Genomic DNA, 22,378 nt, shown 5'->3' on the forward strand with positions numbered 1-22,378 from the left:
TTATCCAAATAGGGAGCATTAAAGTGAGCATGATTACTTGTCAATAGAGCTTGCGAGTTGTGGGTACTTTCTTTGATAGCGCGGCAACATCGTTTCATTACCGAGTAGCCCACCTTGATGAATATACAGTAGGGTTTTCTCTGGGTTTTCTGCGCTCCATCGGTCTAAGCATTGCCACATGAGAGGGTCATAAAGCAGGTCGAATTCAATGTCGGTTTGTTGCTCTAAATTTAGCCACGTTTGGTAATCTTGTTGATAGAGCTTGCCAAAGTGGTGCTTTTTATCCAGAGACAAGATTTCTGGATGATCGCTTTCACCTAATTCATCAAACTGGCTTGTCAGATAATCATTCCCACCCACACAGGCACAGGTAATCACAGGAATGTTATGCGTTTTTAAGTGTTTGTGAAGGTAGAGTGCCGTCGTCCCCGTCCCTGAAGGTAGGGCAACCACGAAATTATGATTCGGTTCAAATCGAACCCAACCCAGTATCTCTCTTGCGAGTTGCTTCACGCCATATTCAGCGAGAGGAGATCGGCCACCTTCTTCAACATACAAACATTTTTCGTCTGGCTGTCGAATCTCTTCAATATAAGATTTTGGATGCAGATCTGGTGCGACTTCGGAAAGATCAATAATATTGGCGCCAAGTTCGAGCGCCCCACGATAATTACCTCTTGGATATGCTTTAACCGATGCTGGAATATGACCAACATAAAACTCGAAAGACCAACCCTTTATTCGAGCCAGAGCCGCTAATGAATAGAATGAATTGGCCTGCGCAGATCCATAAGATATCAGAGTGGTGACTTTAGGGTAGTCACTCTCTAGTATGTTAATGAATTTACGAGCTTTGTTTCCTGAAAAATGGGAATGGAGTTGGTCATCACGTTTAAGAAAGAAAGTGCTTTTCTGAAATTGATGTTGGGTTATAGGGCTATTGTCTAATTTCATACAACAAAATGTTTAACTAAGTTGGGCACAGTATCTAGTAGTATGGTTAAAGAGTAAACCAACAATAATTATAGAATACAATTTACCGCTATCCGCTAATGTAGATAAGCGGATAGCGATAATCAGTTATGAGTCGGCTAGGGGGATTGATTTTTGAAGTGATGGAAACGTAACGACAGCTTCGCAGCCTCCGCTCTTATGGTTGCTTAGTGAGAAAGACCAGCCATATCGTGAACATAAATCATCAACAATGAGCAAGCCTAAGCCATGTCCATCTGCGGAAGGCTTCTCAGTTAGCCCTTCACCTTGATCTTTTATGTTTATATATTCTGATGTCATCCTTACTTCAACAACGCCTTGGTTCGTTGCAGCAATGGCATTTCGTACTAAATTGCCAATGATCATGTTCATGACCGCTGTAGTTGCTTGAACTTGAGGTGAGGTTTCAATGGTGCATTCCACATTTACTTGCTTTAAAACAGCCTGTTCCGAATTTTGGTCAAGAATCGATTTGAGTTCAGATTCACTAAATTCTCGCATTGGCTCTGAATCATGGTCACGTTCATAACGCACTAGACCGAGTAAGGCGTCGACCATGGTTGACATCTGATACGCCGCATCATCGATTCTTTTGATCTGTCTTGTCTGAAATTCATTATTATCACCACGACTCAATAGTTTATTTGAGCCTCGAACGACAGTTAGTGGTGTTCTGAGTTCATGGCTCGCGTAGCGTGCAAATGCCTGCTCCCGCTTTAAAAGAGAGTTGATTTCATGCCGATAATGGTTCATCTGATCGGCTAACAATTTAAACTCAACAGCAGCGGCATTATTGATTGAAAACGCTTGATCCACTTTGCCTTTATTGGTTTCTAGTTGTTTGGATAATGAATTAATTGGCTCGATCAGACGTTTCGAAAGTCGGTATAGTAGTGCGCCGAATAGTAACATCAAGGTTGTGACAAGCCCCATGACCACAGAGACAGAAAAAATAATTTCATCTAGTTGAAGTTCAACTTTGTCGATTTCACTCAAGAGAATTATTGGAAACTGAGTGCCATTTTTTGAAAAATTACCCACATAGACCATTCTTGAATGTGGATCGTCACCCACTTCGCCTATAAAAAAAGTCTTATCTTGAAAGAAAGGTAAGTACTCCTTCGGAATGAGATCCCAGTCATTATAGGCCTCTGTTAATATATCAATGGTGATGACCCCATCTTCACCAGCTTGATAACGAGAAATAGCTTCGTTACGATCAAGTATGATCCGTCGTTCGCCAAATCTATCTTCTGACCAATGTATTGCACTGTAAAAAATGGTGTAACTCACTCCCCCGACAACGGTTGATAGCAGTGCGAAAAATAGAGCTAGCCTGCCCGTTAAACTTTTCGTGCTGGAGCGAAAGGTATTAATCACTGGCTACCTCCAAACGAAACCCTACTTTTGGCACTGTAATTAGCATTGGGGAAGAAAAAGGCTTATCAAGCTGATTTCTTAATTGATAGATATGACTTCTCAGAACGTCATTGTTGGGTTCGTTTTCTTGCCAAAGTTTGTTTGCTATCTGTTCGCGAGTGACAATTTCAGGAGCTTGCTGGCACAACAATTCAAGTATTGTATAGGTTGTCGGGTTAAGTGCTAATCGCTTTGAATCTCGGTAAGCTTGATGTGTTTTTTGATCGATAACCAGCGAACCGTAACTCATTTTGGTGCTTGCTACACTGCCACGATAGCGATTGATTAAAGCATTCATTCGAGCTTCAAGGATGTCTAAATCAAAAGGTTTTGTTAGGTAGTCATCAGCACCATGTTCAAAGCCTTTAAGCATATCTTCGCGGTTATCTAGCGCGGTTAACATCAATATTGGAGTGCAGTTGCCTTTATCTCTCAGTTGATTACAAACGGTTAACCCATCCATACGCGGTAGCATTAAATCAAGAATGATGATGTCAAAGCTTTGTTCGAGAGCCAGTTGTAAGCCTAGTTCGCCATTGTCTGCGTAATCCAGTTCCATTCCAATGCATTCGAAGTAATCAAATAAAACGCCAGCGACTTCTCGGTTATCTTCAACTAACAGTACTTTCTTCATTTTTAAAATCTACGTTTAAAGGTGCTTTCCTATGATCATGATTTGATGTGAAAAAGATGTCAACGACATATCTTCCACATTAACTAGTAGACAATGCAAACAAATCCAATTTTATAGATTGTTGCATGAATGAATACACTACATAAAAACTACTTTGAGAAGCCAGTAGTACTTTCGGTTATTGTGCCTTATTTCAATGAGCAAGAGGTATTACCTGAATGCCATTCTAGGTTGACTGCCGTTCTTGATGCTTTAGATGACCGTTGTGAAATAATTTATATCGATGATGGAAGTTCTGATAATAGTAAGGCGTTAGTGGAGAGCTTTCCTGTTTCGGGTTGCGACGTGATTAGTTTAGGGCTGAGTCGAAACTTTGGTAAAGAAGCGGCGATGTCTGCTGGATTGGAGCACTGTCGAGGGCTTGCTGTCATTCTCATTGATGCCGATCTGCAAGATCCACCAGAGCTCATCCCTTCAATGCTGGAAGAGTGGCGCAAAGGCTTTGATGTGGTCAATATGCAGCGCAGTCATCGACATGGGGAATCTTGGTTTAAACGTTTTACCGCTGCGTCATTCTACCGAGTCTTAAACTCAATGGCTCAGTTGAAAGTGCCCGAAAATGTCGGGGATTTTCGCTTACTAAGCCGTGAAGTGGTTGATCATATCAATCGCTTACCAGAGCGTAATCGCTATATGAAAGGCATCTTTTCATGGCCTGGTTTTAAACAATCTACGCTGCAATTTGAACGTGATGCTCGCTTTTGCGGTGAAACAAAATGGAATTATTTAAAGCTGTTTGGGTTAGCGATGGATGGCATTACTTCGTTCTCAATCCGCCCATTACGCATAGCGACCGTTCTTGGTGCGCTGATTGCGTGCACTGCTTTTGTATACGGTTCAATTATTGTTACGAAAACAGTCATGTATGGTGAAGCTGTAAGTGGTTACCCATCCATGATGGTTGTGATGCTTGGCCTTGGTGGGATTCAACTATTGAGTATTGGGTTACTCGGTGAGTACATAGGTCGAATATTTATTGAAACGAAAGCAAGGCCGTTGTATCTCGTTCAATCAATTTCAGAACAGCCAGCGAAACAACATACCACTTTTTTAAAGGCGATGGCATGAAACTGAACGTTGACATCAAGCGTAATCACCTCTGGATTTTACTTGGCTTTGCACTTTTACTCAGATTACTTTCATTAGCCGCTTACCCATTAATGGATACGACCGAAGCTCGTTACGGTGAAATGGCAAGGTTGATGGTCGAAACTGGCAATTGGTTGACGCCACAATTTGATTACGGGATTCCTTTTTGGGGTAAACCACCGCTGTTTACATGGATGAGTGCTTACGGCATTCAAATTTTCGGGCTGAATGAATTTGCAGTAAGAGCACCGCATTGGTTGGCAGGAGTGGCCACCATTCTTCTGATTGCTTACATGGCGAGAAGAGTGGGTGTGAGTGGGTTAGTTTCCGGTATTGTGCTTGCTACTTGCGGTATCTTCTCGATTGCGGCTGGTGCCGTTATGACGGATATGGCACTAACCTTAGCGATGACGATTGCCATGGTCGGTTTTTACTTTTGCTGGCTCGACAACAAAGCAACAAAAGCGGGATTTGCATGGGGAATAATCGGGTTTTTAGGGCTGGCCATGGGACTACTGGCGAAAGGACCCGTAGCGATCGTTATTATGGGTATTGCAGTTTTACCTTGGCTTATACTTCAACATGGTTTTCTGAATGGATTTCGTGAACTTTGGCGTCGTTTCCCAATTGTCTTTGGTTCAGTTGCTATGCTGTGTGTGGCTTTACCTTGGTACATTTTAGCGGAACTGAAAACACCCGGTTTTATTGATTACTTCATTGTCGGGGAGCATTTTAAACGTTTCGTCGTTAGTGGATGGGAAGGCGATCTATACGGCTCTGCTCATGATGAAGTGAAGGGGATGATTTGGGTCTTCTGGCTACAAGCAGCGGCCCCTTGGTCTATTGTTCTACCGTTTTTAGCTTGGCGAAGACGAGCTATGATTAAAGAAGTCGGTACCACTCACCATGGGCTGTTTAGTTTTTTATTATGTTGGTTGATCTCTCCATTAGTACTCTTTACTGCGGCTGGAAATATTCTTCCTGCATACGTGTTACCAGGAATACCCGCTCTTGGTCTCATGATTGCTATGCTGATAAAAGAGAAAGATTTGAAGTGGTTTTCAGGAGTCGCATGTATTTTACCTGTAGTACTGATGATTGCACTATTGATGCTTAATCTCGGTAAAGCTGAGCGCAGAAGTGATCGCGTTATCTTTGAACAAATCCAAGACAGTGCGCCTGCTTTTTATGTAGGTAAACGACCATTCTCTGGCCAGTTTTATAGTCGAGGGCAGGCTAAACGATTTACCTCAAATCAGCAGATCTTTAACTTAGATCGTTTTTACCTCATTGGAAAGATGGAACCTGTTGAAACGCTTATTAAGGATTTATCGCTGAATTGTAGAATGGAATTTACCGCGGTATCTAAGCGTTCACTTTTTACCTGCATGAAGATTGAAAATGATACAACGACTGATTAAGTTTTCTGTAGTGGGAGGTATCGGCTTTATAGTCGATGCCACCATCTTTGCGACGTTGAATATATTCTTTCATTGGGATCTGATGCTGATTCGAACGATAGCTTTCATTGGTGCCGCTACAACGACTTGGCTAGGAAATCGAATCTATACATTTAGTGACGTTGAAGACGCTCCTCGTTTGCAGCAATGGAAAAAATTTATCCTAGCGGCATCTATTTCTGCGGTGCCTAACTTTGTGGTGTTTAAATTGAGCCTTGAGTGGATTGGACCCGATGGATGGTATGTCTATATCGCCTTAGTATTAGGTGTACTGGCGGGAATGATAAGTAACTTTTTATTGAGTTCTCGATGGGTGTTCAAGGCTTCAAGTTCGTGTTAGCAATTTAACGTTAAGTTATTTAATGTTACGGATACAAAAAAGCGCAGATTTCTCTGCGCTTTTTATTATTTATAGACCTGAAGTGAGCCCGCTTGCACCATTAACGATGTTTAGGCTTACGATTTCCTTTCGGTTTTGCATTTCCACCTTGGGGGTTTCCATTCGCTTTCGCTTGGTTAGAACCTTGAGGGCGTTGCTTGCTTCGGCTTGGATTTTCACCTTGTTGATTATTTGCCGAGTTACGCTGACCTGTCGGTTTACCGTTACCATTCTTACTTGGTGAATGGTTGTTTTTCGAATGACCATTTGGCGATTTACGCTCTTTTTCACCACCCAATCCTGGTTGACCTTTTGAGTGTTTAGTCGCAAAGCGGTTTGCACCATGTCGCCCTGTTTTACGGCGTTGTGCTGGAGTCTGTGTTTCTAAGTCTTCAGCAGGCACTAAACAGTGAGGCTTGTCACCAATTAAGTGTTTTTGCCCCATCTCAATCAGAGCTTCACGAATGATCGGCCAGTTTGCTGGATCATGGTAGCGCAATAGAGCCTTGTGTAATCGACGATGACGTTCCCCTTTAGGTACAGGGACGTCTTCGCGTTTTTTATATTTCACTCGTTTCAGTGGGTTGGTTTCTGAGTAGTACATTGACGTTGCGTTACACATCGGTGATGGGTAAAAGTTTTGTACTTGGTCACACTCAAAATTATTTTTCTTCAACCACTGAGCTAGATGAAGCATGTCTTCATCTTCTGTTCCTGGGTGAGCCGAAATAAAGTATGGAATCAGGTACTGCTTCTTACCTGCTTCTTTACTGTACTTCTCAAACATCTCTTTGAAACGGTCATAGCTTCCCATGCCCGGTTTCATCATCAGATCCAATGGCCCTTTCTCTGTATGCTCAGGGGCAATTTTCAGATAGCCACCAACGTGATGAGTCACCAGTTCACGCACGTATTCCGGCGATTGAATCGCAAGGTCATAGCGAACGCCAGATGCAATCATGATACGTTTTATGCCTTTCACTTTACGAGCTTCACGATAAAGATCGATAGTGTGCTTATGATCGGTATTGAGCTTATTACAAATCACAGGGAAGACACATGAAGGACGGCGACAAGTCGCTTCTGCTTTAGGTATTGAACAGCCTAAACGGTACATGTTTGCGGTAGGGCCACCTAAATCCGAGATTGTGCCTGTGAAACCTGGAACTTTATCTCTGATCTCTTCCATCTCATTGATGATCGACTCTTGCGAGCGGTTTTGAATAATGCGTCCTTCATGCTCAGTAATTGAACAGAATGAACAGCCACCAAAACATCCACGCATGATATTGATCGATGTTTTGATCATCTCATAAGCTGGAATTTTAGCCCCGCGATACATAGGGTGCGGAACTCGAGCGAAGAATAGCCCAAACACATAATCCATCTCTTCAGTGGTAAGAGGAATAGGTGCTTGGTTAACCCACAATTCGCGATTAGCGTGGCGTTGAATCAGTGCTCGGCCAGAATGTGGGTTTGTTTCTAAGTGCATAATACGGCTAGCGTGAGCATATAGAATTCGGTCATTGTTCAGTTTTTCGAAAGGAGGCAAACGTATTGCTGTATTTTTCGAATCGTGGCGCGAAGGGCTTATGTAAATAGGTTTTGCTTCAACTTCAACAGGCTTATCTTGTGCCGATTGAGCATCTTTATTTGTTTCACACTGGGTTTCAACTTCGTATGGGTTAACCGGAACATAAGCGGTTTTCCCCGGCTTTTCTATACGAGAAGAGTCAATGATTTTAAAACCTTCCGGCTCCGCTGGTAAATTAACAGCCGTACCACGAATATTGGTCATATCCGCGATGGATTCGCCGTTTGCTAAGCGGTGAGCGATATCGACGAGGGCACGTTCTGCATTACCAAATAGAAGTATGTCTGCTTTTGCATCAAACAGAACTGAGCGACGGACTTTATCAGACCAGTAATCGTAGTGTGCGATACGACGCAAACTCGCTTCAATACCACCGAGTACGATAGGCGCTTCTTTATAAGCTTCGCGACAACGCTGTGAATAGACCAAAGTGGCACGATCTGGACGCTTACCGCCTTCATTATTTGGCGTGTAGGCATCATCATGGCGAAGTTTACGATCAGATGTATAGCGGTTGATCATCGAGTCCATGTTACCCGCAGTAATACCAAAAAATAGATTTGGCTTACCTAGCTTCATGAACGCGTCTTTATTGTCCCATTTAGGTTGAGCAATAATACCAACACGGAACCCTTGCGCTTCTAAAAGGCGTCCGATGATAGCCATTCCGAAGCTTGGGTGGTCGACATAAGCATCACCTGTGACAATGATAATGTCGCAGCTATCCCAACCTAGAGCATCCATCTCCTTTCTACTGGTAGGCAAAAAGGGTGCGGTTCCGTAGCACTCGGCCCAGTATTTTTTGTATTGATGAATAGGAGTGATATCGCTGTGCATATTTTGACCTCTGATCTTTGAGGCGGGAATTATAGCGATATGTGATGTGAGTAGCTAGTGGAACATCCCCCTTGATTTTCTGGGTGTTTTCTATCTTTGACTAATGCTAATAAGGTAGTGAATCTCATTCTTATTTGGAGGGTGGAATTCGCACACTTTAAAACAGCTTATGACTATAAAATAACGGTAAATGTGTTGATATGGGTGAGATATTAGCCAATTGCTGGGCTTTTCGCTGTTATTGAACATGGATGAAATAGAACCATTAGGAACTCACCCTTTTACTCTGATATGATCCGCCCCCTATAAAATCAAATTACGAAGCAATTGAGATGGTTGAGTCTATTCTAATGTCATTCGCGCCTATGTTGTTAGGTGCACAGCTAGTGTTAACCCTAGTTTTGGTCAAAGGCGATATATGCCCAGGTCAGCGAGGAAGAGTGCATAAAATGCTGCCTGCGATCGGTGTACTTTGGCTCGCAGTAGCTTCGATTAAGATTGAAGCTTTCTTAGTCGTGTTTGCGATATTCTATTTTTTCTCTAAGGTTCAGACCAATAAAACCCGCGATAAAGGGCCGTTATGGTTGCTTTATCTAGCGAACGGACTTGCACTCGCTTACGTTGGCATTGTTATCAGTGAGCAGCCATCAATCGCAGCATCGATTGTGAATTTTGCCTATATTGGAACATTAGGGGCGATCTTCGGTCAGTTGTTACTGTTGATTGCTCGCTCTCGATTGGACGCATTTCATCGTATTTTACCTGTCGCTGGCGTATTGAGCGGTATGCTGGTGGTGCTGGCGACCTTGTTGCACGCATACAGTCTCAATGAAGAGTCACTGGCTTTGGCGACACAAGGCTTATTAATAAGCTTTGCTCTACTTATCATCGGTATTGTTATTTGGTGCTGGCATCTATTTTTGTCTCAGTCTCCGAATAAGTTACAACTGACTCTTGCAAACCTTACTTTGTTGGCTGCAACCATTGGTTTACAGGGCTTTTTTATCGTTTGAGATAATTGCGAAATTTTTCATCATATTTCGCAAAAAGTCACATTATGACCTTAAAATTCGGTCTACGCTTAAAGTAACTAAATCCACTAGGAGCGTGATCATGGAATTGAGCAGTGTGGGAAGCCTAGACAGCAGTATTCTATTAGGCATTGTGAATGAAAAACTGCGTTTAGAGTGTGATAGCTTTGAAGAGCTAGTGAGTATGTATGAAATGGATGAACAGAATGTCGTCGGCAAACTTGATGGTTTGGGCTATCAATATGATCCATTGACCAATCAGTTTAAGTCCTACTAGTGAATCGAGCGTGATTCATTCGCTTCATTAAGTGCTTGCTTTTCAAAGTGCTAGCTTTCAAATTGAAACCAGTGATGCCGATAGAGCCCTCTCTCTATTGGCATCAATGGCTTTTATTGGCAAGCTATCTATTAGTAAACGTTCTACTGGCTAACTTTCTAATGGTAAACGTTATGTAGGTAGCTTTATTATTGATTAGGCTCGTGTTATGCCATTTTGATCCCATCAAGGTGGCTTTTGCATTGCTGGCGAGCGGTATTAAAAAAAGCTTGAAGGTAATGTTTATCTTTTTCTGCATTTCTTGTTGCCGCGAATAAACGTCTCCATAACCCTTCCCCTAAAGGTTTGCTGGTAATTAAACCTTGTCGAGAGAATTCACTGATAGCCCAGTTGGGTAATGCTGCGACGCCTAGCCCTGCGGATACCATCTGTACTAGCATCAACGTATTATCTGCTTGCTTCCATTTTGCGGGCTCAACGCCTGCGGGGCTCAGAAAATGTTTAACGACATCTAAGCGCTGTTTTTGAACGGGATAAGACAGCATCGTTTCATTGATGAGATCTTTGGGCTCGATGATCTCTTTATGGGCGAGCGGGGAGTGGGTAGAAGTAATCAAACGCATTTCGAAATCAAATAGTGGCTCATAGTGCACTTCAGATCGTGGTTGGATATCTGATGTGATCACCAAATCAAGCTCTCCCGCGAGCAGTGCTGGTAAAGGTTCAAAACCAAAGCCAGAAGAGAAGTCTAACGTGACACTTGGCCACGTAACTTGATACTCCTTAAGTGCAGGCATCAACCATTGAAAGCAAGAGTGGCACTCAATCGCCATGTGCAATCTACCATTTACATCTTCTTTCAAGCTTGCTAACTCATTTTCTGCTTTTGCCATCCTAGGCATTATGTCGTCAGCCAGTTTAAGCAAAATATCACCTTCAGACGTGAATTTTACCGGACGAGTCTTACGTAAAAAAAGCTGTCCACCAAGCCTCGCTTCCAAATCTTTGAGTTGATGAGACAGCGCAGACTGTGTCAGATGCAATGACGTCGCGGTTGCCGTTAACGAGCCCGTATCCCTTAGCGTTACTAATGTCCGTAAATGTTTTAGCTCTATCATGAGTGTCCCTCATATTCCTTAAGCTTTCTGAACGTTATCAATACTTTTACGTGATTGAATTACTTACATCAGAGTTCTTTCTCGCTGTTTATAAGACTTAAACTACGACTCTTTTTGTGAGTTGTAAACATCTAGATGGCTAAATGGATTAATTAAATTTAATGGGGAGCTGAGAAACATGAATTTAATTCATAAACAAAATGAATATTTGGAGGTTGTTCAATGAGTCGTTTGACGCGATAGTTTAGCCATCCAGACATCTTGAGTGCGTTAGGGTAGTCAAGTGAACTGAGCGAAATGACCTATTTAAGCGAATAATAAGGAATATTAAGATGGCTAGATTTGAAGCAGTAGAAAATAAAACAACCACTCACATTCTTGGCTACCCACGTATTGGCGAGAAGCGAGAACTGAAGTTTGCTTTAGAAAAATATTGGCGTGGCGAAATTGATCAAAACGGTTTGAAAGAACTAGGAAGCGAACTTAGGCTTCGTAACTGGAATACTCAGGCTGAGGCAAAACTCTCTTTTGCCACCGCGGGTGATTTTGCATGGTACGATCACGTTCTCACAACCACATTACTGCTTGGTCATGCGCCAAAACGACATGCTGGTGGAGAAGAGGGCGAAAAGGCATTTCCAGATCTGGATACTCTTTTCCGCGTTGGTCGTGGTCAGTCTCAAGTTGAGTGTGGCTGCTCCAATCATTCTGGTGAAGGCAATGCAGCATCTGATATGACAAAGTGGTTTAATACTAATTACCACTATATCGTGCCAGAATTCAGTAAAGATGACAGTTTTGAAGTGAGTTGGCCTCAGTTATTTGAAGAGGTAAGCCAAGCCATTAATGCTGGCCACAAAGTGAAGCCAGTGCTGTTAGGTCCGCTGACTTATTTGTATCTTGGTAAAGAGGTTGAAGAGGGATTTGATCGACTTACCTTATTGCCGAGATTGCTTACGGCTTATCAAACTATTCTAGCAAAACTCGCAAAACTAGGGGTGGAGTGGGTACAAATTGATGAACCAATTTTGTCGCTAGAGCTAGAAAAAGAGTGGCTGAACTCATTCAAACTTGCTTATCAAGTCCTACAAAGTGATGTGAAACTACTCTTAACCACCTACTTTGATTCGGTGTCAGATACCCTCGATAAAATCGTTGAACTGCCTGTCAATGGCCTGCATATTGATTTGTCTGCCGCACCAGAGCAACTTGATTATGTGGTTGAAAAATTACCGCAAGAGTGGGTACTTTCTGCGGGTGTGATTAACGGCCGAAATGTGTGGCGAGCCGATTTAGGTGCTGAATTAGCTCGTCTACAGCCAGTGAAAGATAAGCTGGGTGATAAGTTGTGGGTTGCGAGTTCTTGTTCATTACTTCATAGCCCGGTAGATCTTGAGCTAGAACAGAAACTGTCAGATGAAGTGAAGAGTTGGTTTGCATTTGCGAAGCAAAAAGTGACCGAAGTGAGCCTGTTAGGGGCGGCGCTTGATGGCGACCAAAACGCAATTCTAGCTTGTGAAACTTACAGTCAACCTATTGTTGCTCGTCGTACTGATGTGCATGTCAATAAACCCAAGGTGCAAGCTCGGTTGAATTCAATTACTAAGACTTTGGCTGAACGAAGCGCAGCATACCCTGAACGTGCAGCGCATCAAGCAGAGGTTCTTGGCCTTCCATTATTGCCGACCACAACCATAGGGTCATTTCCTCAAACCGGAGAAATTCGAATTCAGCGCAATGCGTATCGCACAGGGCAATTGACAGAAGCGGAGTACAACAGTGCGCTAAAAGGTCATATTGCTGATGCGGTTAAGCGCCAAGAAGCTTTGGATCTGGATGTTCTTGTTCATGGTGAAGCGGAACGTAACGATATGGTTGAGTACTTTGCTGAGAACCTTGAAGGCTTTCAAACGACTCAGTTTGGCTGGGTGCAAAGTTATGGTTCACGTTGCGTTAAACCGGCGATTGTCGTAGCAGACATCGAACGAGAAAAACCAATGACTGTCGAGTGGTCTACCTATGCGCAATCCTTAACATCAAAACAGATGAAAGGAATGCTAACCGGCCCTGTGACGATTTTGTGTTGGACTTTCCCTCGTGAAGATATTAGCCGAAAAGAGATTGCCCAACAATTGGCATTTGCGCTTCGTGATGAGGTTTCAGATCTTCAAGATGCAGGTATTAACATTATTCAAATTGACGAACCTGCAATCCGTGAAGGCTTGCCGTTGAAGAAGAGTGATCACGCAGAATACCTTGAGTGGGCTGTGGATGCGTTTAAGATTTCGGCGGCAAGTGCAAAACCAGAAACACAAATACATACTCATATGTGTTACAGCGAATTTAATGAGATCATTCAGTCAGTGGCCGATTTAGATGCCGATGTGATCACCATTGAAACATCACGATCGAATATGGAGTTGCTCAAAGCGTTTGAGGAATTTAACTATCCGAATGAAATTGGCCCTGGCGTCTATGACATTCATTCGCCAAACATTCCAACGCAAGAGTGGATTGAAGATCTGCTTCGTAAAGCGGCGGATAAAATCCCAGCAGAACGCTTATGGGCAAACCCTGACTGTGGTCTAAAAACCCGTAATTGGAAAGAGACAGAAGCGGCTCTCGCGAACCTCGTGTCAGCGGCGAAGAAATTGCGCGTAGAACTGGCTTAAAAGGTTCTGGGTTTGGTCAAAGGGGCGGTGGTAATTCTGTTTGTTCGTTAATTCGTTAGTATGAATGCTTAATGTGATACAAAAATGGAATGACCTAAAATAAAAAAGGTTGATACACATTCGCTATTTATATAGAGAATCGGTATCAACCTTTTCGTTTCATTGCATCAAACAGCCTACGTGAAATAGGCTCTATAAACTTTCACAGCGCTGCTGAGAGATAAGCTCATCGACCATCAACTGACCGCGAGAGTTTCTCAGCATAATTCGGTAACTCACACCTATCTCTAGGTTTTGAAGCACTTCAACATTATTGCAGTAATAATCCATGCTACTTTTTATGACGCTGTCGATTGGTTTCGCACCTTTCGCGTCGGTGTTATAGAGCATCATTAATTCAACCACACCATTTTTAGCCGACGCTCGCATGATTGAAAGCGGGCCTTGCTCAATCGGTAAACCAGCAGAAAGAACACTGGCTCGGCTTTGAGCGGTAAGCTCTATCATTCGTTGCTTTTCCTGTTCTTCGGTTGATGCGCAACCTGATAAAACAAGTAAAGAACTCATGAGAGCAATGGCTATACGAATTGTGGTCATCTAAAACACTTTTTTGAATGGTTTCACAATAACATTTTCATACACACCAGCACCGATGTAAGGATCGGCATCAGCCCATGTCTGAGCTTCGGCAAGGGAGTTGAATTGTGCGATAACAGTAGAACCAGTAAAACCCGCTTCACCCGGATTATCTGAATCGATGGCTGGCATAGGACCCGCAGTCAGTAGGCGGCCTTCATCTTGCAGTAGCTGTAAGCGTTCTAAATGCTGCGCGCGCACGCTCATACGTTTTTCTAAAGAGTTTTCTACGTCTTGTGAAAAGATGACATACCACATATTCAATATCCTTACTTTATGTCTGACTTCTATAAATGCTTATACAGCTAAGTTAGTCCGTTCAATGTACTGGAAGTTCACACCTTTAACCTCGAATTGAGCGCTATTTTGTGAATCTATCCTTGATTTACTGGGCGAGGGCGGCCTTCGCTGTCGATTGCAACATAATTAAATGTCGCTTCACAAACTTGGTATCGATCACCAATGCCATCAATCTTCACAGGTTTAATCCAAACTTCAAGATTGACAGACATAGAAGTGCGGCCAATTCGAGTACATTCACCGTAACAACACACCACATCACCAACGCTCACTGGTTGTTTAAAAGTGATACTTGATACTGATACGGTAACAACACGGCCGCAAGAAATTTCTTTTGCCAGAATAGCACCTGCGAGATCGAGCTGTGACATGATCCAACCACCGAAAATATCACCGTTAGCATTAGTATCAGCAGGCATAGCAAGTGTACGAAGAAGAAGTTGGCCTTTTGGCGAGTTGATTTCTTGAGTCATGTTTAGAGGGTTCCGAAACGACAAACGAATCAGCGACCAATACGGTCGCTGAAAATTTAATGGCGGGATTATATCAAAAATAATCTATTGATCACCTAATGATAAAGCTTAACCATCATTTTTATCATTAGATGCCTGGTCTTCCGGTAGCTGTTGATCTTTTGGCAGATGCTTATAGATATAAACACCAGTTAATAAGGTAAACGCGAAGGTTGCAGCAAGTAGGCCGAATACTTTGAAATTGACCCATACATCGAGTGGTAAGCTAAATGCAACATAGACGTTCAATGCTGCACAGAAGCTAAAGAAAACAACCCATGCCCAGTTAATTTTGTTCCAGACTGAATCAGGAAGCGTAATCTCTTTGCCTAGCATCCCTTTGATTGCCGATTTGCCTATCATATGGCTGATCAAAAGCCCAAGCGCAAAAAGAGTGTAAACAATCGTCACTTTCCATTTGATGAAGTTTTCATCATGCAGGAAGATCGTCATGCCACCAAATATGGCCACCATTAAAAAGGTGATGACTTGCATCTTTTCAACTTTTTTGTAGATGAAGTAAGTAATAGCAATCTGAATTGCTGATGCCACAATTAATGCGCCAGTTGCGGTATAGATGTCATACATCTTGTAAAGGGCGAAAAATATTATTAGTGGAATAAAATCAATTATTTGCTTCATGTTGCAAGATATATCCTATTTAAGTAATTGGGCACAGTCTAACGAAAAGTGCCCCAATGCAAAACAGATAGTGACAATTGGATACAAAAAATAAGCAAAGATAGTTATTTCATCATACTTGTAGATTGGAATTGTGGGATTAACCCTTTTATATCTTCCAAGTAACCTTCGCTTCGTAAGTTCTCAACAGTCGAGTGAAGCTCTTCACAACTCATCGCAAAGCATGAAGATTTTCCTGTCATCAAGTCTAAGTATTGATGGTATTCACTTTCAGTAAAGTGACCAATTCTGTCTAGTAGCAGGGCTTTGATTCCGTGATGGATGAGCCCGTAGTATGTGTGTCTTTGAACAGTCATAACTTGTACTCCATGTCTGAGTAGTTTGTCAGCAATTTCGATACTGGTCACTACTGTGTATGAAGAATAACTAGCAAAACAAATGCCAAAGTTTTAACGCTATTTTATCGCTTTTATGCCACAAATACTCAATTTGAAAATCAATTTGAATATTTGGCATCCCTCACCATTTACTGTTCCTCTCATTGTCTAAGACGTCTGTTTTTCATCTGCTTTAATGGTATGAAATCCAGACCAAATTCGAGTAAAGGTTGTGATCCAGCAAAGCGCTGAAAACACATAAGCGATATTTGCAAATTGAGAAGGAAATAAACAGAACAACACAAAACAGCCAATAGTTTCTGTTCCTTCAGTTAATCCGCTCATGTAATAGAGGGACTTATTACTATAGACCGGATTATTAATGTTTCTCTTTCCTGCCATAACAGCAAAAGCGAGAAAACTACTGCCGGTGCCAATGAACGAAAAGATAAGCAGAGCGCCAGCAATAGCGTTTTGATCGGGGTTTGCCAGTACAAAGCCGAACGGAACAAGCGAATAAAATAAAAAATCTAAACTGATATCTAAGAAGCCACCAGAGTCTGTGATCCCTTGAATTCTCGCAAGAGCCCCGTCTAAACCATCGAAGATTCGATTGATAACAATGAACAACAAGGCCCACTGATACTGCTGAAAAAGTAGAGCAGGAAAGGCTAAACAACCGAAAGCGAAGCCAGCAACCGTGATTTGATTGGCGGTAAGCCCTGCGGTATTCGCGTACTTAGCCGCGAAGGTGAGGGGTTGGCGAATGATTTGGATACTAAAGCGATCAAGCATGACTATCTCCCCATGGCCACGTTAAGCACTGGCTATTTGGTGGTACATCGTCACTGTCATGCGTCACCATTATTGTTGGTATATTGGCGTGTTTAAGCTGCGTAAATACCCAATCACGAAACTGAACTCTTAGCTCTTTATCTAATTTACTGAATGGTTCATCTAATAATGCCAGTTTGGGTTGAGCCAATAACATGCGTACTAAACTGACCCTTGCTCGCTGCCCACCAGAAATTTGGTCGGGGAGTGCATGGGCAAGTTCTAATAGACCCACTTTGTCTAAAGCCGCCATGGCAGCATCTTTACGCTCGTTTCCTTTGATTCTATTTGGCAGTGCAAACGCAAGGTTTTCCCAAATGTTAAGGTGCGGGAAAAGGAGGTCTTCTTGAAATAGAATCCCCACTTGGCGCTTGTGTGGTGGTAGATCGCCAATAGTGTTACCACAAAGCGCTATCGTGCCTTGTGCCGTGAAATCGGGAGATAGATGACCTGCAATAGCGCTTAATAACGTTGATTTCCCACAGCCACTTGGACCCATTAAGGTTAATACTTCTCCAGCTTTAACTTGGGTCGAGATGACAGGAAATAGCAGATCGCCTTTATGTTTAGATATGGCGAGGTTTTTTATGCATAGAGTCATGTTTTAATGGCTTCCGAACAATTTGAGGTTGCTGATGGTGAGATCGCGTTTTAGCGAGATGAAGGCGGCTTACAAGCACCGCAAAAGAGAAGAAAATAAACGGCAGAAGAGCTTGCCACATGGCATAAATAGCAGTGACACGTCGATCATAGCCGCTAGCTAAAGCAACCGCTTCCGTTGTTAAGGTCGAAATTCTGCCTGCTCCCAGCATGAGAGTCGGCAAATATTGCGCTAGGCTGACACTCATACCGACTGCCCAAGCAAACATGATGGCAGGGAAAAGAATAGGCGCTTTGATTTTTAGCCACACATGCAGTGGCGTTTTTCCTAAACTTAGAGCCGCTTGTGAGATACGAGGATCGTAACTGCGCCAGGGGCCGTCTAGGGCTAAAAAAACGAAAGGAAACGCAAAGAAGATATGTGACCATGTCACCCAAAAGAAATAGGCATCGCCAGAAAAGTAGAGTGTGGTGATCTGAATGCCGAATAAAATGGAGAGTTGAGGCACCAGCATAGGGATAGCAATCACAATGCCCGGCACATGCCAGCGATTTTTTTCTCGGTATTCATGACAAATAATGGCGAAAAATAGGGCGATGGTTGCGGCGAGTATGGCAATGAGAGTGCTATCAACGATGGTAGGCACCACGTTTTGCCACTCAGTCATCCAAAATCGAGTGCTTAGTTGCGTTGGGAATAGGTCAGGGAATCGCCAGCGTTGAGCAAAACTCCAGAGCAGCATGAGAGGCAGCGTCATGATACTGATGCTAGCTAAACCTATGAATAGGCTAAGGCCCGGAAAGCTTACGCCAGAACGGCCTGATACTTGCCAATGTCTGCTGTAGCTGGTCACGAGGTGCTCGACTAACCGAGCAAAGCCAATCAGCACTAGCGTAAGAGCAAATAACAACATCGCCCCTGCACCTGCTCGGGGTAGCAAGCTCAAGTCTGGATCACTAAACCACTGCCACACTAATACCGCAAATGTTGGCGGGTTGGTTGGGCCCACAATCAAACCCACATCAACGACGGACGCACTGTAAGCAATAATCGCCATCATCGGGAAGCGAATTTTGGTGAGCCATTGTGGTAATACACACTTCCACCACATTTGGGCAGGTGTGTAACCTAAACTACTGGCTACTTTGTGAGTTTGGTCGATCTTAAGTTGCTGAATGATGGGAATGCTCATAAGCAGCAGAAAAGGAACCTCTTTGATGACCAGAACCAAGGTTAGTCCCAGAGCGTAAGCGTTTTTAATGAGCCAACTCTGAGAGGAAGGGGCACTGATGAAAGGTAGCCACTGAGCTAAAGGCTCAATCAAGCGAGCAAGCATTCCGGTAGGTGAGAAAAGGAACGCAAAACCGATGGCAAACGCAACATGTGGCATTGCCAGTAGTGGAGAAAGGAGGTTCTCTATTTTTTTCCAGGCAGTACTTTGCCAACTATTTTGTAGGATGGCGAAAGTGATCAAGCAAGTGAGAAGACTGCTCGTAAGAGTACTGAAAACGGTTAAGCCTAAAGATTGCGCGCTGCCACTCCATTGAAAAACCGCTAGATAGCCGTTAAGCGAAACTTGGCTCAGACCTATCGCAGGAATGTAGCCAAGTGACGATAAAATCACCCCGACAATACCTGGAGCGATAGGCACAATACATATCGTCATGATCAGTATGTAAAGCCCCCTTAACATTGAGGGCCTAACTGAATTATTAATGGTGCGTTAATCGTTTTAATTAAGATGATAGTGATGACCTATTTTATTTTCCGTAGCGTTTAAGCCACTCTTTTTCCAGTGCAACTTGCCAACTTGGATGCGGCTCAGCAACTGACTTGAATAGTTTGGTATTTTTCGCACTGCCTGTTAAATATTGCGACTGTAGGATAGATGGATCGCCCCAAATATTCAGGTCGCCTTTGCGTGATTGTGCTTCTGGGCTTAAAAGGAAGTTAATAGCAACTTGAGCCCCTTCTTTTGCTGAAGCATTCCATGGAATAGCCAAAAAGTGAATATTACTCAGAGCGCCCGCCTCGAAAGCGTATGCTTGAGTCGTCTCTGCTAACTTACCGCTCGCTTGAGCAGAGAAAACACCATTTGGATTAAACGTGATCGCGAGATCGATCTGATCATCATCAAGGAGTTGAAGCATTTCTGATGATCCAGCAGGAAACTGCTTACCTTGACGCCAAGCGGTTTTGTGTAATTCGTCTAGGTATTTCCATAGCGAAGCGGTAACAAGAGGGAAATCGGCATCATTAACTGGCTTTTGAAGTGTCGCATCGTTACGAGTCAGTTCAATAAGCAGCGCTTTCAGAAAGCTTGTCCCATGAAACTCAGGTGGTTTTGGGTAAGCGATACGATTAGGAAAGGCCTTGCTGTAGCTGAGTAACTCACTAAAAGAAGAAGGAGGATTATTTAATGTTGCTTGGTCGTGAATAAATACCAGTTGACCAATTCCCCACGGCGCTTCTAGCCCATCGGTTGGTTCAGAAAAGTCAAAATCAACAGGGAAATCTTGGTTTACATACTCCCAACTCGGTAAAGTGTTAACGAAAGGACCAAAGAGTAGATTACTGTTTTTCATCGACTTAAAGTTTTCGCCGTTAATCCATACCATGTCGACACTGCCGCCATCACTCTTTCCTGCTGTTTTTTCTGCCAATAAACGAGCTGTCGTTTCTGATATGTCTGCCACTTTCACATGTTTAAAAGTGATGCCATAGCGACTGTTTAGCTCTTGTCCAGCCCAACGTAAATACTGGTTGATTTCTTGGCTTCCACCCCAAGCATGAAAATAGACCACTTGGCCTTCCGCTTTTGCTTCAATTTCTTGCCATGATGCGGCATGGGACGACAGAGAGAGTAGGGATGTACAAAGGAGCAAAAAAAATCGTTTCATAATGTCAAAAATCCATTTTAGTTAAACGGCAACAGTGCGTTTAAGTATTGTTGTAATTTATTGTATGGCAAGTTAATGATTTTGTAATGTTATCTCTGTTTAAGACCTGTTACCAAGGAAAAAACTTTCATAGTTTGACTGTTTTTAATTAGTTAGCCTGTTTTGGTCGGATAAAAGGGGACAATTAGAGTGGGAGTGTTTGAATTCGTGACATTATTTTCGGTTAATTGCGAATAAAAAAAGCTGCTCAAAATAGAGCAGCTTTTTATGACAATTAAGCTTTTGAGCTTAGGTTTAAGCTTGTTGTTTCTCTAGTTCTGCTTTCACAACGTCATCTTCAATTAATGAATCAACGATAACAGCACAAGCAGCATCACCAGTGATGTTTAGTGCAGTACGGATCATATCGAAAATACGGTCAAGAGCGAACAATAGCGGTAGACCTTCGATTGGAATGCCAGCAGCAAGTAGTACAGCTACAACTAGGAACGAAGGTCCAGGAACGCCCGCTTGACCAACAGCACCCAGTGTTGAAGTTATGATGATTGCGATGTATGCGCCCATCGAAAGGTCGATGTTGAATAGCTGTGCAAAGAAAATCGCAACAAGGCCGTAGTAGATTGCGTTGCCCGACATATTAATGGTGGCACCAAGAGGAAGAACAAAAGATGCTGTTGAGTTACGCACGCCTAGCTCTTTTTCGCAGGTTTCCATTGTTACTGGAAGTGTCGCCATTGAAGATGCAGTTGACAGAGCAACGGCTTGAGGTTTCTTCATTGCGGTTAAGAATTTCTTCGCAGACGTCTTAGTGAATATTTGGATCATTAGCGGGTAAGCAACAAAACCAAAGATTAAGATAGCAGCAACATAAACGACGAACAGTTTGAATACGACCATCAGTGCGCCGAAACCAAATGTGCCGACAGCTTCAGCCATAAGACCAAACACACCCAGTGGAGCGATGATCATCACTTTGTTGATCATCCATACCATTGCATCAACGATTGCGTTCACGCCATTGATAATTGGCTCACGTTTCTCTTTTGCTTGCTTCGAGATAGCGATACCAAAAAATAGGCAGAAAACAAGAATTTGAAGAATGTTAGCTTCGTTCAGTGATTGGAAAACGTTGGTTGGGATCATACCAGTGATGGTAGCCCAAAAAGTAGGTAGTTCACCTTTAGAAGCGTATTCAGCAGAGAACATGCCTTCGACGCCAGATACGTCGATACCACGTCCTGGTTCGAAAACCTCACCCATAATTAGAGCAAGTGTCACCGCAAGAGCTGATGTCAAAGCGAAGTAACCAAGAGTAGTCACACCAACTTTACCAGCAGAAGAGCTATTACCTAGACCAGCAGCACCAGAAATAAGTGCAACTGCGACTAAAGGTATAACCAGCATTTTGATTAAATTAATAAAGATTGCGCCTAGTGGAGCAAAGATTGTCGCGCTTTCACCCATCATGGCACCAACGGCAGTACCAATGATCATAGCGATGACAACTTGGACACCGATGTTGCTTAATAAATTGTTTTGTTTTAACACTTCCATAACCTCTGTGCTATTTAATTGTAATTTCCCAGTATTAGTCTCTACTGTACGGCATAGATGTGGACTAATATCTCGCAGTAGTTTTACACTTAATTTTCATATTTAGCAATGAGAGAACAATTGCGCATGGTCTCAAAGTGCTGTTTTATGTACCGTTGGGTTAAATTGCACACGCTGGCAACCGATTGCTGAGGTTTGTGCCACATTGTTTATGTGTTTTATTTATAAAGTGAATGCTAGCTATATGAATTGTGAATTATGAAAACAAGTGGATTGTTAACACTTGTGAGGGGATGGTGGGGGTTGGTTTTTAGATCTTAAATTTAACAACATTTTGTGTTGAATGTTATTTTTTGAGTCGGTGATTGTTATTGTGTTATGGGCGAGGAGAGTAAAAAAAGAGCACGAAATCGTACTCTTTTTGTTCAAGTCGTGTGTAAGTCAGATCCAGGATTCAGA

The 22,378-nt window shown here is 42.8% G+C and carries 21 protein-coding genes; 6 read left to right on the top strand and 15 right to left on the bottom strand.

What is annotated here, in order from left to right; all coding sequences use genetic code 11:
- Positions 1-33 precede the first annotated feature (33 nt).
- The 3 genes from FCV43_RS01100 to FCV43_RS01110 all read right to left on the bottom strand — a co-directional run bounded on the left by FCV43_RS01100 (position 34) and on the right by FCV43_RS01110 (position 3,046).
- Complete coding sequence (locus FCV43_RS01100) at positions 34-954, bottom strand: pyridoxal-phosphate dependent enzyme (protein WP_136993767.1); 921 nt, start codon at positions 952-954, stop codon at positions 34-36.
- A gap of 126 nt (positions 955-1,080) precedes the next feature.
- Positions 1,081-2,373 carry a sensor histidine kinase gene (locus FCV43_RS01105; protein WP_136993768.1) on the bottom strand — a complete coding sequence of 431 codons (1,293 nt, stop codon included), beginning with the start codon at positions 2,371-2,373 and terminating at the stop codon, positions 1,081-1,083.
- Positions 2,366-3,046: a response regulator transcription factor gene (locus FCV43_RS01110; protein WP_136993769.1), complete on the bottom strand. Its 681-nt coding sequence runs from the start codon at positions 3,044-3,046 to the stop codon at positions 2,366-2,368. Before FCV43_RS01110 ends, FCV43_RS01105 begins: the two co-directional genes overlap by 8 nt.
- Positions 3,047-3,175: 129 nt before the next feature.
- Between FCV43_RS01110 and FCV43_RS01115 the strand changes: the two genes are divergently transcribed.
- The 3 genes from FCV43_RS01115 to FCV43_RS01125 are packed head-to-tail and all read left to right on the top strand — an operon-like array spanning position 3,176 to position 5,995.
- A complete protein-coding gene (locus tag FCV43_RS01115) occupies positions 3,176-4,174 on the top strand; it encodes a glycosyltransferase family 2 protein (protein ID WP_017051991.1) in 999 nt (332 codons plus the stop codon).
- On the top strand, positions 4,171-5,616 hold the full coding sequence (locus tag FCV43_RS01120; protein ID WP_017051992.1) for an ArnT family glycosyltransferase: 1,446 nt from the start codon (positions 4,171-4,173) through the stop codon (positions 5,614-5,616). The genes FCV43_RS01115 and FCV43_RS01120 overlap by 4 nt, the downstream gene beginning before the upstream one ends.
- Positions 5,597-5,995 (top strand): GtrA family protein, encoded by a 399-nt coding sequence (locus FCV43_RS01125; protein WP_136993770.1) that lies wholly within the window; start codon positions 5,597-5,599, stop codon positions 5,993-5,995. The genes FCV43_RS01120 and FCV43_RS01125 overlap by 20 nt, the downstream gene beginning before the upstream one ends.
- Positions 5,996-6,095: 100 nt before the next feature.
- Here FCV43_RS01125 and FCV43_RS01130 read toward each other — a convergent pair whose 3' ends face one another.
- On the bottom strand, positions 6,096-8,465 hold the full coding sequence (locus FCV43_RS01130; protein ID WP_136993771.1) for a YgiQ family radical SAM protein: 2,370 nt from the start codon (positions 8,463-8,465) through the stop codon (positions 6,096-6,098).
- A 332-nt stretch (positions 8,466-8,797) separates the two neighbouring features.
- On the opposite strand from FCV43_RS01130, the gene FCV43_RS01135 reads away from it, so the two are divergent.
- The gene (locus FCV43_RS01135; protein ID WP_017051995.1) at positions 8,798-9,478 is read left to right on the top strand and encodes a hypothetical protein; all 681 of its coding nucleotides are present in this window, start codon (positions 8,798-8,800) and stop codon (positions 9,476-9,478) included.
- 100 nt (positions 9,479-9,578) lie between these two features.
- A complete protein-coding gene (locus FCV43_RS01140) occupies positions 9,579-9,773 on the top strand; it encodes a DUF4250 domain-containing protein (RefSeq protein WP_017051996.1) in 195 nt (64 codons plus the stop codon).
- Positions 9,774-9,979: 206 nt separating this feature from the next.
- On the opposite strand, the gene FCV43_RS01145 is transcribed toward FCV43_RS01140, so the two are convergent.
- Complete coding sequence (locus tag FCV43_RS01145; protein ID WP_017051997.1) at positions 9,980-10,891, bottom strand: LysR substrate-binding domain-containing protein; 912 nt, start codon at positions 10,889-10,891, stop codon at positions 9,980-9,982.
- A 332-nt stretch (positions 10,892-11,223) separates the two neighbouring features.
- Here FCV43_RS01145 and metE point away from each other — a divergent pair, with 332 nt between their 5' ends.
- The gene (metE, locus tag FCV43_RS01150; protein ID WP_136993772.1) at positions 11,224-13,563 is read left to right on the top strand and encodes a 5-methyltetrahydropteroyltriglutamate--homocysteine S-methyltransferase; all 2,340 of its coding nucleotides are present in this window, start codon (positions 11,224-11,226) and stop codon (positions 13,561-13,563) included.
- Between the two features lie 192 nt (positions 13,564-13,755).
- Here the strand turns inward: metE and gspS2 are convergent, their stop codons facing one another.
- The 10 genes from gspS2 to FCV43_RS01200 all read right to left on the bottom strand — a co-directional run bounded on the left by gspS2 (position 13,756) and on the right by FCV43_RS01200 (position 21,919).
- Positions 13,756-14,160, bottom strand: a complete 405-nt coding sequence (gspS2, locus tag FCV43_RS01155) for a GspS/AspS pilotin family protein (RefSeq protein WP_113797391.1) — start codon at positions 14,158-14,160, stop codon at positions 13,756-13,758.
- Positions 14,161-14,457, bottom strand: coding sequence for a YciI family protein (locus FCV43_RS01160; RefSeq protein WP_017052000.1), 297 nt, complete (start codon positions 14,455-14,457; stop codon positions 14,161-14,163). It abuts the gene before it with no gap.
- A gap of 116 nt (positions 14,458-14,573) precedes the next feature.
- Positions 14,574-14,972: an acyl-CoA thioester hydrolase YciA gene (gene yciA / locus FCV43_RS01165; RefSeq protein ID WP_017052001.1), complete on the bottom strand. Its 399-nt coding sequence runs from the start codon at positions 14,970-14,972 to the stop codon at positions 14,574-14,576.
- A 108-nt stretch (positions 14,973-15,080) separates the two neighbouring features.
- Positions 15,081-15,653: a septation protein A gene (locus FCV43_RS01170; protein WP_017052002.1), complete on the bottom strand. Its 573-nt coding sequence runs from the start codon at positions 15,651-15,653 to the stop codon at positions 15,081-15,083.
- 104 nt (positions 15,654-15,757) lie between these two features.
- A complete protein-coding gene (locus tag FCV43_RS01175) occupies positions 15,758-16,009 on the bottom strand; it encodes a hypothetical protein (RefSeq protein WP_017052003.1) in 252 nt (83 codons plus the stop codon).
- 189 nt (positions 16,010-16,198) lie between these two features.
- Positions 16,199-16,825, bottom strand: a complete 627-nt coding sequence (locus tag FCV43_RS01180; protein ID WP_136993773.1) for a CDP-alcohol phosphatidyltransferase family protein — start codon at positions 16,823-16,825, stop codon at positions 16,199-16,201.
- Entirely contained in the window at positions 16,818-17,465 is a 648-nt protein-coding gene (locus FCV43_RS01185) for an ATP-binding cassette domain-containing protein (RefSeq protein WP_136993774.1), read from the bottom strand. Before FCV43_RS01185 ends, FCV43_RS01180 begins: the two co-directional genes overlap by 8 nt.
- Positions 17,431-19,158, bottom strand: a complete 1,728-nt coding sequence (locus tag FCV43_RS01190) for an ABC transporter permease (RefSeq protein ID WP_136993775.1) — start codon at positions 19,156-19,158, stop codon at positions 17,431-17,433. Before FCV43_RS01190 ends, FCV43_RS01185 begins: the two co-directional genes overlap by 35 nt.
- Positions 19,159-19,225: 67 nt before the next feature.
- Entirely contained in the window at positions 19,226-20,365 is a 1,140-nt protein-coding gene (locus FCV43_RS01195; protein ID WP_136993776.1) for an ABC transporter substrate-binding protein, read from the bottom strand.
- A 294-nt stretch (positions 20,366-20,659) separates the two neighbouring features.
- Positions 20,660-21,919, bottom strand: a complete 1,260-nt coding sequence (locus FCV43_RS01200) for a dicarboxylate/amino acid:cation symporter (protein ID WP_113797387.1) — start codon at positions 21,917-21,919, stop codon at positions 20,660-20,662.
- Positions 21,920-22,378 lie beyond the last annotated feature (459 nt).

This window comes from Vibrio genomosp. F6 (genome assembly GCF_005146325.1).
In the GTDB taxonomy this organism is placed as follows: Bacteria; Pseudomonadota; Gammaproteobacteria; order Enterobacterales; family Vibrionaceae; genus Vibrio; species Vibrio cortegadensis.